Origin of the sequence: Anabaena cylindrica UHCC 0172 (genome assembly GCF_034931625.1) — a bacterium.
GTDB classification, from domain to species: Bacteria; Cyanobacteriota; Cyanobacteriia; order Cyanobacteriales; family Nostocaceae; genus Anabaena; species Anabaena cylindrica_A.
Map to the genome: position 1 here is coordinate 1 of NZ_JAYGGY010000086.1, position 13,653 is coordinate 13,653.

Genomic DNA, 13,653 nt, shown 5'->3' on the forward strand with positions numbered 1-13,653 from the left:
TACCCTACGGGAAGCAAGCTACAGAATGACACTTTTAACCCGTTTTTAGTATATAATTTGTTGACTTTATCAAGTCTCAGTATTTACAAATACTACTGTTTCATCAGAGACAGTTAAAAAACTAGCTGCGTAGCAGGTTATTTAATTTTCATAGAAATCTTAATCATTTTTACCCATTCTTGATCAATTACCTCAGTGCGAATGCGAATTGTCGGGAAGGGAGAAAAAATCATCGACATAAGCTAAAAAAAAGAGACGTTACATACAACGTCTCTACATTTTTTAATAGATGTCTAATTGCAGAATTTGCTAACTGCTTAGAGGTATCTATTCTGGGATATATTCTGTCATTTTTTCCATAACAGGATAAGGTATTTGATTTAATTTCTGCCCGAAATTAAGGTTGCGTTCAGGTATTGCTGACATCTGGATATTTTCTTGCTTAAACCGTTCCTGAATCATCTGAATCACATCTTCATGAACTCCCCAAAAATCATCTGTTGTAGTCCAGCCACTTACACCTATAGAAAAATAGTAATCTTCAACTGACCAGAGAAATTTTCCTGGTTTGGGGTCTTGAAGAATTTTCGGGTGGGATTTAATAATTTCCACCAACAATTTTTGGATGTGTTCTAAATCTTCATTAAAGCTAATCCGTAACCAAATCGATACTTTACGGATTTCTGCATAAGTCAGATTTTCTATCATTCCCCCCCAAACATTATTATTGGGGATCACATACATCTGACCTGCAAAACCTTTAATTTTGGTATTTGCTAGAGAAATAGAATCTACATAACCCCAAATACCATCAACTTTTACTTCATCACCAATATCAAAGGGTTTGTTAAACATAATCATCAAACCACTGGCAAAGTTCCCCAAATTGCTTTGCAGGGCAAAAGCTAAAACGAAACTCGCACCTCCAAGCAAGGCTAAAATTGGACCAAGGCTGACTTCTAGTGCTGTCAGTGCCAACATTACACCGACGACTATACCACCACGTTTGACAACCATGACTGTAAAGTGACGCAATAGCTCAGATGTACCTCCAATCCGTTTTAAAGAGCGATTGAGGATAATTCCTAGAATCTGAGAAACAATGGTAGAGGCAATCACAATACCTACAAATTTACCGATGTTTGTCGCCCAGCGTAAGCCACCTTCTCCCGATTTAATCCAACTAACTAGTCGAACTAATGCACCTTCAGAATCCTTTAAATCAACTGCAACTATGCTAATAGCTTCGATATATTGTTGATAAGCTTTAGGATCTCCTCCTTTGCGTTCTAATTCTGCTAGAACAATTTTGAATCTATCAACTATGGCTGTTCGATCTGATTGCAGTTCTGTAACGTTAGCTACGAGTTGATTTTTTAATTTCGCTTCTGCGTCCGCATTTTTATCTAATTGTTCTGCGGCTTTTTCTAGTTTTTCTCCCTTGGTTTTGAGATTGTCTTTATCGTTAACAGTCTCAATTGATCCAGCAACTTTTGTGCTACCATCACCTTCGATTTTGGTGTTATCTAAAGCAGTTGCAGCTTTATTTAATTCTTGGGAAGATTGTTTGGTAGCATCTGGGGTTTTAATCCCTTCTATTTCTTCCCGTACTTGTTTGAGATTTTTTTTGGCTGCATCTAGCTTTTTAGTTGCTTCTTTAAATTCCGGTGAATCAGGAACAAATTCTTTTCCCTTTGTTTGGGCTTCTTCAAAAGCTTTTATTGCTGCATCTAATTTATCAATCTTTTTTGTAGCATTATCATAAGCTAATGAACCAGAAGTTAATGCTTCTCGCTCTTTTTTAGCTTTATCTAATGCTTCTTTAGCTTTATCTAATTCTCCTGTTTCTTTAGCATTTTCTATGGCCTCTTTTAAGGTATTATCTGTCTGAATATCCTGTTTAGCCTCTTTAGCCTCCTGAATAGATTCCTGCCCCTTTTGCAGATTTTGTTTGGCTTCTTCTACTTTTTTGGTAGCTTCTTCATATTCTGGAGAACCAGGAGTTGCCGTCTTGAGTTGTTCTTCTGCTGATTTAAGAGCTTCCTGTGACTTGTCTAAAGAGTCAGATGCTTCCTTCTGCTTATTAATGCTTTGATTTTGCCGTTTAATAGCTATTTCTGCATTACTAATTTTTTGAACTTTATCTTTTAGTAATATCAGCCAAGCTGCTGATTCATTTTGCAGTTCTTCTAAAGTTAATGGTTTAACTAATAATTCCAGTTCATCAACAGGAACTGTCGGATCTTGAGTTGTAACTGCAAATTTAGGGTCTCCACTAGCAACAGGTTGAATTTTTTCTGCTTTTGGTTCTTCTGATGTTTTTTCTTGCGTTCTTGCCGGTGTAGTCCATAATGCAAATGCACATACTACAACAACTAAAACAATACCACGAACTCGATAGCGCATGAACTTTTTCCTGGTGATTTACATATAAAGCTGATGATTGTAAGTCATAAAATCAAGCTATATAATAATCTGTGTTCAGGAAAATTACAGATGAGGTGTTATATAAAAACAGATATCTTAACTTTTCTTCAGCAAAAATGCCAAAATAGTTAAACACTGAAAATATCTTTTCATAAAACTTCTGCGACTAATTTACCTTTTACAGATGGTGAATTTACTCATATTTGGAGTCAAGCCACCTTATATCACATTTATGATCGTCATGCAGCATTAAAAGAGATTTATCGAGTCTTAAAAGAAGGTGGTACTTTACTATTTGATGATCTAGTCACGCCAAAATTAGAAATTAGTGCCACGGCTCATCATTATGTATATGAACGGCTACTATTTGAACCTACTTTCAGTCAAGAATCCTATATGAAAGCTCTCAGAGAACCGGGACTTTTAGTAGAGAAAAATATTCTTCCTCCTGACTCCTGACGAAAAGACTTTTTCCACAAGCCCTAATTTAAGTTGAGCTACTGGCCTAAAAGAAACAAACTGAGTAATGTGCCGCTATTCCAGAGACTGTGGAGAAGCATGGGGGCGAGGAGATTGCGCGATCGCGTGTAAACTATTCCTAATACCATGCCCAAGGCAGTGAGAGGCAGAATTTCCGATAGGCTCAGGTGAGCAGCCGCAAATAACAAGCTACTTGCGATAATGGATGCCCAAACTGGAATGTAACGAGTTAGAGAGGGCAACAAAAACCCCCGAAACAGAAATTCTTCAAAAAATGGTGCAGCTATACCAGCAGTAAAGAAAAATATCCCCAATGCGACATTATCTTTACTTTCTAGCGCCAGTTGCAACAATGGATTACTGCCACCTTGTCCTTGCCATATTTGTTGATTAATCAACGATACTACCACCACAATCGGTAAAGCGGTGCAGTAGCCACCCAATCCCCACAGAAACCAATTACTTTGAAAACGGAAGCGAAACCAGTCTTCTGAGAGGGGTAAATAGCGCCTAATGGAGAAATAAAGCACTGACAGCGCCCCGAATGCAACCAGCAAGTAACTCACCAACACAGAAAAAGCCTGGACTCGTGCATTACCTGTGCGACGAGGAATCGGTAAGGTGTTTAAAATTGCAGGTATGAATAATTGTCCCATCAGGAAAAATCCCAGAACAAAAACCTGTAAGATTATTTCTGCATTCCAAGGAGTAATCCAAGGCTTGTCACTATTTTCAGCTAATATAGACTCTTTTCCCTTCAGTAAACGCTGAATCAACAAGGCCACCAGCAGTATTACACCAATTAACGCCGTAAAACTGGGAATAGTGGCAATTATTGCTAATTTCCATACTGCGTCAGTAGCAGCAGCTTGTTGAGCAGCTTGAACATCGGCTAGAACATCTTCACGTTGTTGGAGTTGGTATAGCTGAATCAATGCAGTGGATTGAAACCAACCTTCTAAATTCTTTTGAATGAGTTGTTGAGCATTGGGGAGTAAACGAGGGGGGTTACTCCAAATTCCATTTAATACCTGAGCTATTTCGCTCAATTCTGGTTTGATATCTGAGTGTTGCTTTACTTCACTCCAAGTTGCAATGGCGTTTTCTGTTTGTCCTTGTTTGACTTGTAAGATTCCTAGCCGCAAGTCTAATTCATCCTGCAATTTTTGCAGTTGTTTAACAGACTTCTCTAACTGTTGCTGCTGTTCTTGAAGAGAGGGTTTGGTATCAAGAGGGTCGTTTGGTAAGGGTTTGGGAGGTGTGACAGATGTAATATCCGGCAGTAGCAATTTTGCTAATTTAATTTCGGCTTTGTCCAAATTAGTTTGAACAGACTCACGCGCTTGTTGATATTGCTTGGTAGCACCTTCTAGGGGTTTATCACCCAGTATCGCTGCCCGAATTGCAAGAAAATTCTCGTTGTTGCTATCCTCTGGCTGCCATGCTTGGGCTTGTAAGACAATATTGGTTTGGTATAATTCCAAGCGACTTTGGAACTGAGGTTTTTGCCAGCTACCAAATAAAGACAAGCCGGACAACATGAGTGCAAACAATGTCAGCCCAATTAACAGCAACCGCTTAAGTGTCATCTATCCCCCTTTGACTTATCCAGTGGAGAGCATACGCCCCTTGGAAATTATAAGCTAGTCGGGGGGATTGGGTAGATTTGATCTCAGGAGGTAGGGGGCAGCAGGAGTGCTAAGTACACAAAACTTGTTACTCAGCACTCAGAACTGTTTTAGCTTGCGGGTGCATTAACTGCATTAGCAGCCTCAGCAGCTTTGGCAGCTGGTGTACTACCCATACGAATTTCTGAAGTAAAAGAAGCCATACTAAACCCACCAAACCGCTTCAGGACACTTACCCGCATCCGTAAATTGGGACTAGCAAACCACAAGCGTTCTTCAGACCACATGGTTTCATATTCAGTAATTAGGGTAAGAGCGCCATCATTGCCCATTTTATAGCTGCCAGCAACGGGGGCTTTTTCTGCATAACCCATTTCCCGCAGTAATTTACCTTCATCTGGGTTATCTGTATCAGGAACGGTGGCTAACACGGTAGAACCTTGGTGTTTTTCTTCGTCCCATTCCATTGTGCCGTTCCAGGTAACTCGCGCACCACAGGAAGCTGTACTAGGTTCAATTTCATACTGTTGACACAATTTGATCACTTCTGGATGATCTGCGGCCAGCATTTCAATTACGATATCTGATTTACCATCTTCTGATTGCTTAAAAGCCAGATGGTGACTGGTGCGATGAGAAAACCATTTACCAGCACTTAACTCAAAAAATTCTTCAATATTCATGAATCAAATGATCCTGTATCAAAATTCTAACAATCCTACTTTTATTATTAAAATCTAGCAGGAGCCGTTTATCTTAAACTTGCTTGTCTATTTCTTCAAGTCTTGTGAGAGAAATTCTCGCAGCTTCAGCAACATGGGGATGACTGTCTTTTTGCAGGTATTTCAAAGCTGAGATACTCTTAGGTGTGGGCAGATTGCCTAAAGCTTCAGCTAGACGTTGCCGCACTAACCAATCCTCTGCTTGGGCAAAGCGCAGGATATTATCTACAGAGTCAATGGATTTGATTTCTCCCAAAGCGGAAATAGCAGCTTGCTGGATGACGACTTCTTCGCTATCTAGTGCTTGAATGAGGATTGTCCGGGCGCGGGGGTCTTTAATATTACCGAGAGATACTGCGGCACTAAATCTCACTAGCCAGTCGGTATCTTCATAAAATGCCCGTGATAGGGCTTCTAATGCTCTGTTATCTCCTAAATATCCTAAAGCCCCAGCGGCATCAGCACGGATACCATAATCTGGGTCACTTTCTAAAATTCTCACCAAGATGGGATAGCATTCTGGGGTTTGTTTGATACCTAGGGCAAATACTGCCATTGAGCGCAGTTGTAGGGATTCATCATCTAAGACCTTTTTAATTAAAGGTACGGCATCTTCTGGGGATATATGGCGCAAGCTGGCCAGGGCTACCATGCGATCGCGCAAATTTGGACTTTCTAACTGACTAGAAATTATATCTAAGGTTGGAGCAGTCATTTTAGGTTACAAAACATTTTTACTTATCTTTACTTTAACGTAATGCGGAAGTTCCCATTCTCAAACCTGATACCAAGGTTAACTTTTCGCGGCATGAAGAAAAGTCTAATTAGATTAGGTATACATTTCGATATAAATATTTTTCTAATCAATATGCCTACAGATAGTTAAATATATCTATCCAATAAGTTAATCGCTATTCTGAATATATCAACAATGGTAGATGTTTGCCAATGAAGAAATTGCTATGGTTGATGAAGGATGAAAAATCACAAATAAGTTCAACACAACATAGAGTAGGTATATGAAAATTAAAAACATGAAAATAAAAACTTTGATATCAGTCGCAACACTTGCTAGTTTTTATTTACTAGATCCTCAATTATTAAAAGCACAAGAACCAGGTTATCAAACACCTCCAGTTATTACTAACCAAGATCAGTCAGAGTCAGCCTATGATCAATACATGAGATTGGGGTATGCAGCAATGCAAAGGAAAGACTATCGTACAGCTAGTCAATACTTTCGATATGCATTATATGAAACACCCAAAGATCAGAAAGCCACAATTGCTTATTGGAATGCTAGAAATGAAATGAAGGGAGATAAAACTCCTTCTAACACATCCTATAACAAATATATGGAAATGGGCTACGATGCTACAGAGGCAGAAAGCTATCAAAATGCATTAATCAACTTTCAACGCGCCCTTAAAGAAAGACCCAGAGATTATTATGCGACTCAAGCTATTAGAAATGTCACCACTTATATAAATCGCGGTCAAAAGCCTTCTTCTCCGTCAGATGTAACGGCAACTACTACTTTATATGCAGGTGAATTACCTTATGATCGTTATATGAGATTGGGTTATGCAGCCACTCAAAGAAATGATTTCGCTACGGCTAAGAACTATTTTCGGAGTGCGCTTTACCAACGCACTAATGATAGACAAGCCACTATTGCTTACTGGAATGCCAAAGATAGTCTCAATAATGGCAAAGGAAAGCAAACACAAACAGAAGAGGCTTATGATCAGCAGATGAGATTAGGTTATGATGCTACGGAAAGAGAAGATTATCAAAAAGCTCTGGATCATTTCCAAGCAGCATTAAAAAACCGACCAAATGATGAATATGCGACTCAAGCAATCCGCAATGTAGGTACATATATTATTCGTGGGCAACAGGTATTAGCCAAGTAATATTAATTTCCGAAATACTTGTAACTCCTAACTCATGTACAAAAGTGCATGGGTTGTCAGCAAAATAATTTAATAATTTATCTATCATTTTAAGATATAATTTGCAGTGATAGATATTGTTAAAATCACATTTTTTGAAAATTTCAAATATAATAAATTCAGAACTAGACAGTATCTCTTCAATTTTATCAACTTGAGCAAGTCTTTATTTTGAAATATTGCAAATTAATAGATACGGTTAATTTTCAATATTTGCATTTGCAAAAGAGAATTTTCCCATATTTAAGAACCCCTTGCAAAATTTATCTACAAGGGGTTTCTTTGCTACAAACTAGGTGGCAAAATCAAATTATCAATTACATGAATTACACCATTGCTTGCGGGAATATCTGCTTTAGTGACCTGAGCGTCATTTACAAATACACCTTTAGCAGGATCAATTTTTACAGTAATGGGATCACCTTGTAGACTAGGAACTTGACCAGATTTTAAATCGCTGGAAAGGACTTTCCCTCCTACCACATGATAAGTTAAAACCTTGACCAATACTTCTTTGTTCTCTGGCTTTAACAGGTCTGCTACAGCATCTTGTGGTAATTTGGCAAAAGCTGCATCAGTGGGAGCAAAAATAGTGAATGGCCCTTGTCCTTGCAATACTTCTGTGAGTCCAGCGGCTTCTAAAGCTTTGATGAGCATTGTAAAAGAACCTGCTGATTCCGCTACTTCTAGAACGTTTTTAGTTTCAGTTGTCTCGGTTGGTTGTGGTTGGGTATCAGGGGTTGTTGGAGTTTCTATTCCAGGTTGAGTTGGTCTGACTGGTGGTGTTTCACTAGGTGCTGTACGACCATTATAGGGAGGTTCGTTGAAAATGCTTGGTCTAGGATTGAGAATGCCATTTCCCATGCTCTGGGCTATCTGTGTTTTACTTTTAGTGTTGCCCTTTTCTGTTGTTAAAGCTAGGTTAGCAGATATGGATGGAGAATTTGCTTGTATGCTTTGATGGCGATTATGGTCAGCTTCTGGGAAAATATTGGCATGAGGATTGAGGATTTCGTTCGCTCTAGATGGTAAGATTACCAGGAGACTGAAGCCAGTTACCCCTAGTATTCCCGCGAGGTTGGTCAATAATTTGCTGTAATTCGCCTTCATAAATTTGGTTTGTCTTCATTTTTAACAAGCTACATAAAAACTTATAGCATTTTGCCAACCCAAAATATAACTACAACAGGAAGTCTATTTTTTGGCAAAAACTTAGTTGGCGCTGTTAAGATAAAGTTTTACAGATTGGTTGCTCTAAATGATCAGCAGAATTTAGCCAAAAATTAATGTAAATTTGGTAACAAAGAATCTAGAAACCTTGCTACAACCTCTCTAGAAGGTTTATGCAATAGGTTTGGGTCAATTAGCTGTTGATATTGCAGGATCTGACAATTTCATTGTATTTCAAGATTTATGTAACTGGCATACTAGTAGGGTTTGTCAGGTGTCGAAAATCTATTGATACTAACCAATTTATTAAGTCTGATGTACTGTACAATTTGACATTGAGTATGAAACACAGTTTTAGTCCTATATTTTAGATGTCAGTAGTGTGAAAAATATGACAATTTAGTAAAATTGACTACAAAATATGCAGAAATATCTGCTATTGACAAACAATAAATTTGTGTATATTCAACATTTATGGTTTTATATTTAATGTCTACAATTTTTAATTAGGAAATGATTCAACCACAAAATTCTATATGGATAATTTAATAATTAATCATAAAATCAAATATTTGATAGCCTGAATTAAGCTCACGCATTAGATTTAAGAGTTAGTCTAATGGATTGATATAAAAATTTAATGATTTCAGATATATTTATTTCGAGGTGATTATTGATTATGCAAAAAAAAGGCAAGATTTCAACTCTAGATTTAATTATAAAAAAGAGCAAATGATTCAATATGATGAAAAAATTAATTATACTAAAGATGGAATTGTAAAATCAATAACTAATAAGTTAGTTACAAGGAATAGAATATGCTGGAATTATATCAGTGGGAACTATCTCAATATTCAGAAAAAGTGCGTCTCATCCTTGATTATAAAGGTTTAGAGTATCGCAAAATTGAGGTTACACCAGGAATTGGACAAGTCGAACTGTTTCGTTTAACTGGTCAAAAACAAGTTCCAGTTTTGAAGGATGGTCATAAATATATTGTAGATTCAACAGCGATCGCTAAATATCTTGACTTAGAATATCCAGAACGTCCGCTGATACCCACAACTCCCAAAAAACGCGCTACTGCTTTATTGCTAGAAGAGTGGGCTGATGAGTCAATCGGTGTTAAAGGTAGAAAAGCACTGTTTGCCGCGATTAGTCAAGATCAAAGTTTCCGTAAGTCTTTATTACCTGCTTCCACACCAGATATTTTCAAAAGCATGGTTGAAGGTGTGCCGGCTGATTTCCTCAGTATGTTGGGTTTTGGGGTTGGTTTCAGTCCAGATGCAATTACTGATGCGATCGCTAGTCTAAAACAAGATTTGGAAATTTTGACAGAATTATTAGCAGATAGTCCCTATCTCTTGGGAGATGAACCCAGCATTGCTGATTTAACAGTCGCTGGTTTGTCTATATTATTGAAGTTCCCAGAAGGTCCTTATTTGGATTTACCAGAATCCCTCAGAGGTAAAGGATTGCCCGTCTTAGTAGATAATCCTGATTATGAAGCATTTTTCACTTGGCGCGATCGCATCTACACCCAATTTAGAAAACCATTATCAGGTAAACCTCCCGCTCCTGGAAGCGCACCAACTTCAATTCAAATTGATTAGATAACAGGTAATAGGTGATGGGTAATGGGTAGGTAATAGGTAATAGGGAACAGGGAACAGGGAACAGGGAACAGGAAAGATGGGAAGGTTAATAACCCAATCACCAATTACCAATTACCAATTACCAATTACCAATCACCAATTACCAATCACCAATCACCAATCACCAATTACCAATCACCAATTACCAATTACCAAAGACTAATGACTAATAACTAATAACTAATAAAAATGAATTCAGCACAACCACTAGGTTCAGTCATCCAAGGTTCGCTTACAGGTGGGTTAGAAGTTAGATTACATCCAGATATTTCTGTAGAAGATATGCGGGTGGGTAAATTTTTAGTAGTACAAGGAGTGCGATCGCGCTTTTTCTGTATGCTGACTGATGTAGCATTAAGCGCAGCAAATGCCCGGATTATTGCAAGTCCTCCAAATTGGGAAGATACATTTTTGCGAGAAGTTTTAGCCGGTAGTGGTACTTATGGCATGATCAACCTCGCACCGATGTTGATGTTTACCCCCGAATCTCAAGAAACTTCCTTCTCCAGCAATGGTAAATCTATAAATCCCTTTATTCCCTCTACCAATGGTTTAGCATCATTTCAACCCCAAACCAGCACGACGATGGAATTGTTACCTGTAAAAACCATTCCTAGTCACTTTAGTCAAGTTTACGAAGCCAGTGAAGAAGATTTTCGTAAGGTGTTTGGTTGGGAAGATGACCCCCACAGAAATAACTTTTCTATCGGTAAACCCTTAGATATGGATGTGCCGATTTGTATTGATTTAAATCGGTTTGTGGAACGGAGTAACGGCGTTTTTGGTAAATCTGGAACCGGTAAATCCTTCCTGACAAGATTACTTTTAGCTGGTGTCATTCGCAAAAATGCAGCTGTTAACTTAATCTTTGATATGCACTCAGAATATGGCTGGGAAGCAGTAGCTGAAGGTAAAGAAGTTAACACCGTCAAAGGTTTAAAACAGTTATTTCCCGGTAAAGTTGAAGTTTATACCCTTGATCCCGAATCAACCAAACGCAGGGGTGTACGCGACGCACAAGAACTATTTCTTAGCTATGAGCAAATTGAAGTAGAAGATATTAAATTATGTGGGAGAGATTTAGGACTCTCAGATGCAGCTTTAGATAATGCAAATATCTTATTCAACGAGTTGGGTAAATCTTGGATTCCCCAGTTATTTAATATGACTGGTGAGGATATTAAAATGTTTTGTGATGACAAGCCAGGACACCCAGGTTCAATCACTTCTTTACAGCGGAAATTATTACGTTTAGATAGTTTAAAATATATGCGGGCAGTTTGTCCCCAAAACTATATCAGTAAAATTTTACAATCACTAGAAGCTGGGAAAAATGTTGTGGTAGAATTTGGTTCCCAGTCGAATATGCTCTCCTATATGTTGGTGACGAATATGATCACCAGACGCATTCATGAACATTATGTCAAAAGAGCAGATAAGTTTCTGCAAAGTAAAAATCCTTTAGATCGGCCAATGCCATTAATGATTACAATTGAGGAAGCACACCGCTTTCTTGACCCAGGAGTCGTACAAAGTACAATCTTTGGAACTATAGCTAGAGAACTGCGAAAATATTTTGTCACACTTTTGGTAGTTGATCAACGCCCGTCGGGGATAGATAATGAAGTTATGTCCCAAATTGGTACTCGCATTACTGCTTTGCTTAACGACGAAAAAGATATTGATGCCATTTTTACGGGCGTATCTGGTGCTGGAGCTTTGCGATCAGTATTAGCAAAGTTAGATTCCAAGCAACAAGCCCTAATTTTGGGTCATGCCGTGCCGATGCCAGTAGTTGTGCGTACACGTCCTTATGATTCAGCTTTCTACGCTGAAATTGGCGACCAAATTTGGGAAGAAAAATCAGATGCAGAAGTTTTCGCAGCCGCAGAACTAGCTAAAGCTGATTTAGGTTTTTAACCACTGTCAAAAAATCTACCAATTACTCAAAACTCAGCAATCAGCACTCATTACTATTTCGTGACATCCCTCCATTAAAGGAGCTTCATAAGTTCGGTTATCCGGCTACTTGTAAGCAACAGAAGAGGGGTTTTTAAGGTCACTATAGATATAGTCAGCTTTTTTAAGGAACTTCCTAAGAAACTTTAGCAGCTAGACTATTTTACTTTATAGTAGAGGGTTTTGATCTGCTACTATTTACTATCCGCCAGATTTGCCCTACCATAAAAGTAAAACTCATACTGACTTCGTGTTTGATAGTTACTGCCAGTGAATAAAAGGAAAGAAGAATTCTTGAAAACCAGTCAGTGTGCTGCGACAGAGTTTCCATAATTGAGGGAGGGTAGAGGAACCCATTCCCAAATAGCATCGTCCTAAAAAAGACTATATAAATTAATCGCTTATGGTACTTCACAAATTTTTAGTGATGTGTATACCACCTTTCTCAATCCACCCTAATTGAGAAATATTTATTTTGTTTAGGGAGTAGAGGACAACGCACCAATGCCTACTGTTAAAACCCAAAATGAAAACCTCAATACCAAATTCACGGCTGATATGGTGAGAACCTATCTGCGGGAAATTGGTCGTGTGCCGCTGCTAACCCGTGAACAAGAGATTGTATATGGGAAGCAAGTGCAACAAATGATGACCTTGCTGGACGCTAAAGAAGCTTTATCCAAAAAACTAGGCCATGAACCTAGTTTAGCAGAGTGGGCTACTCATGTTAACCAATCTGAAAACGAAGTTACGCAGACGGTAACGCAAGGTAAGCGAGCCAAGCAAAAAATGATTGAAGCCAATTTGCGTTTGGTTGTAGCTATTGCGAAAAAGTATCAGAAGCGAAATATGGAATTTCTGGATTTGATCCAGGAAGGAACCTTGGGATTAGAGAGAGGAGTAGAGAAATTTGATCCTATGCGGGGTTATAAATTCTCGACTTATGCTTACTGGTGGATTCGCCAAGCGATTACGAGAGCGATCGCACAACAAGGTCGAACAATCCGCTTACCTATCCATATTACCGAAAAGTTGAACAAAATTAAAAAAGTGCAACGGGAATTGGCACAAAAGTTGGGAAGATCCCCAACACCAACAGAAATCGCCAAAGAACTGGAATTAGAACCGGCTCAGATTCGTGAGTATCTGAACATGGCACGTCAACCAGTTTCTTTAGATGTACGAGTTGGTGATAACCAAGATACCGAACTGCAAGAAATGCTCGAAGATGATGGTCCATCACCAGAATATTACACCACTCAAGAATTCTTGCGCCAAGACCTCAATAACCTGTTAGCAGAACTTACACCCCAACAACGTGAAGTTGTGGCTCTGCGCTTTGGTTTAGAAGATGGAAATGAAATGTCTTTGGCAAAAGTTGGTGAACGGTTGAACCTCAGCCGCGAACGTGTCCGTCAATTAGAGCATCAAGCTCTTGCACATTTACGCCGCCGTCGAGCCAATGTTAAAGAATACGTTGCCAGCTAAAAGTCGAAACAAGCGCCCGCTTGTTAAAAAAGATGACTTTTGGCTGTATGCCTCCTGATTTCAGGGGGCAATTTTTTTCTCTCGCAGAGGCGCAGAGACGCAAAGAGTTAAAAAGAGTGAATTTGTACTTTCCTAAACTTGTATTTTTAAAGTAATCTATTGATATTCT

General features: G+C 38.6%; 11 protein-coding genes. 6 read left to right on the top strand and 5 right to left on the bottom strand.

Annotated elements, in window-relative coordinates; translation table 11 throughout:
* Nucleotides 1-327 precede the first annotated feature (327 nt).
* On the bottom strand, nt 328-2,406 hold the full coding sequence (locus VB713_RS18030) for a mechanosensitive ion channel family protein (RefSeq protein WP_323312892.1): 2,079 nt from the start codon (nt 2,404-2,406) through the stop codon (nt 328-330).
* 162 nt (nt 2,407-2,568) lie between these two features.
* Here VB713_RS18030 and VB713_RS28280 point away from each other — a divergent pair, with 162 nt between their 5' ends.
* Nucleotides 2,569-2,886 carry a class I SAM-dependent methyltransferase gene (locus tag VB713_RS28280; protein ID WP_416242455.1) on the top strand — a complete coding sequence of 106 codons (318 nt, stop codon included), beginning with the start codon at nt 2,569-2,571 and terminating at the stop codon, nt 2,884-2,886.
* A 38-nt stretch (nt 2,887-2,924) separates the two neighbouring features.
* Here the strand turns inward: VB713_RS28280 and VB713_RS18035 are convergent, their stop codons facing one another.
* From VB713_RS18035 to VB713_RS18045, 3 genes are all read right to left on the bottom strand, one after another.
* The gene (locus tag VB713_RS18035) at nt 2,925-4,496 is read right to left on the bottom strand and encodes a type II CAAX endopeptidase family protein (RefSeq protein WP_323312893.1); all 1,572 of its coding nucleotides are present in this window, start codon (nt 4,494-4,496) and stop codon (nt 2,925-2,927) included.
* A 149-nt stretch (nt 4,497-4,645) separates the two neighbouring features.
* Nucleotides 4,646-5,218, bottom strand: coding sequence for a phycobiliprotein lyase (locus VB713_RS18040; protein WP_323312894.1), 573 nt, complete (start codon nt 5,216-5,218; stop codon nt 4,646-4,648).
* A 73-nt stretch (nt 5,219-5,291) separates the two neighbouring features.
* Nucleotides 5,292-5,972, bottom strand: coding sequence for a HEAT repeat domain-containing protein (locus tag VB713_RS18045; RefSeq protein ID WP_323312895.1), 681 nt, complete (start codon nt 5,970-5,972; stop codon nt 5,292-5,294).
* A 319-nt stretch (nt 5,973-6,291) separates the two neighbouring features.
* On the opposite strand from VB713_RS18045, the gene VB713_RS18050 reads away from it, so the two are divergent.
* The gene (locus VB713_RS18050) at nt 6,292-7,173 is read left to right on the top strand and encodes a hypothetical protein (protein WP_323312896.1); all 882 of its coding nucleotides are present in this window, start codon (nt 6,292-6,294) and stop codon (nt 7,171-7,173) included.
* Between the two features lie 324 nt (nt 7,174-7,497).
* Here the strand turns inward: VB713_RS18050 and VB713_RS18055 are convergent, their stop codons facing one another.
* Entirely contained in the window at nt 7,498-8,322 is an 825-nt protein-coding gene (locus tag VB713_RS18055) for a fasciclin domain-containing protein (RefSeq protein WP_323312897.1), read from the bottom strand.
* A gap of 878 nt (nt 8,323-9,200) precedes the next feature.
* On the opposite strand from VB713_RS18055, the gene VB713_RS18060 reads away from it, so the two are divergent.
* The 4 genes from VB713_RS18060 (at nt 9,201) to VB713_RS18075 (ending at nt 13,484) form a co-directional block, all read left to right on the top strand.
* Entirely contained in the window at nt 9,201-9,995 is a 795-nt protein-coding gene (locus VB713_RS18060) for a glutathione S-transferase family protein (RefSeq protein ID WP_323312898.1), read from the top strand.
* A gap of 79 nt (nt 9,996-10,074) precedes the next feature.
* The gene (locus VB713_RS18065) at nt 10,075-10,200 is read left to right on the top strand and encodes a hypothetical protein (RefSeq protein WP_323312899.1); all 126 of its coding nucleotides are present in this window, start codon (nt 10,075-10,077) and stop codon (nt 10,198-10,200) included.
* A 26-nt stretch (nt 10,201-10,226) separates the two neighbouring features.
* Complete coding sequence (locus tag VB713_RS18070) at nt 10,227-11,957, top strand: ATP-binding protein (RefSeq protein ID WP_323312900.1); 1,731 nt, start codon at nt 10,227-10,229, stop codon at nt 11,955-11,957.
* 543 nt (nt 11,958-12,500) lie between these two features.
* Nucleotides 12,501-13,484, top strand: coding sequence for an RNA polymerase sigma factor, RpoD/SigA family (locus VB713_RS18075; protein ID WP_323312901.1), 984 nt, complete (start codon nt 12,501-12,503; stop codon nt 13,482-13,484).
* Nucleotides 13,485-13,653 lie beyond the last annotated feature (169 nt).

Coding starts and splice junctions, on each gene's coding strand:
- VB713_RS18030 (WP_323312892.1), bottom strand. CDS start 2,406: ATGCGCTATCGAGTTCGTGGTATTGTTTTAGTTGTTGTAGTATGTGCA.
- VB713_RS18035 (WP_323312893.1), bottom strand. CDS start 4,496: ATGACACTTAAGCGGTTGCTGTTAATTGGGCTGACATTGTTTGCACTC.
- VB713_RS18040 (WP_323312894.1), bottom strand. CDS start 5,218: ATGAATATTGAAGAATTTTTTGAGTTAAGTGCTGGTAAATGGTTTTCT.
- VB713_RS18045 (WP_323312895.1), bottom strand. CDS start 5,972: ATGACTGCTCCAACCTTAGATATAATTTCTAGTCAGTTAGAAAGTCCA.
- VB713_RS18050 (WP_323312896.1), top strand. CDS start 6,292: ATGAAAATAAAAACTTTGATATCAGTCGCAACACTTGCTAGTTTTTAT.
- VB713_RS18055 (WP_323312897.1), bottom strand. CDS start 8,322: ATGAAGGCGAATTACAGCAAATTATTGACCAACCTCGCGGGAATACTA.
- VB713_RS18060 (WP_323312898.1), top strand. CDS start 9,201: ATGCTGGAATTATATCAGTGGGAACTATCTCAATATTCAGAAAAAGTG.
- VB713_RS18065 (WP_323312899.1), top strand. CDS start 10,075: ATGGGAAGGTTAATAACCCAATCACCAATTACCAATTACCAATTACCA.
- VB713_RS18070 (WP_323312900.1), top strand. CDS start 10,227: ATGAATTCAGCACAACCACTAGGTTCAGTCATCCAAGGTTCGCTTACA.
- VB713_RS18075 (WP_323312901.1), top strand. CDS start 12,501: ATGCCTACTGTTAAAACCCAAAATGAAAACCTCAATACCAAATTCACG.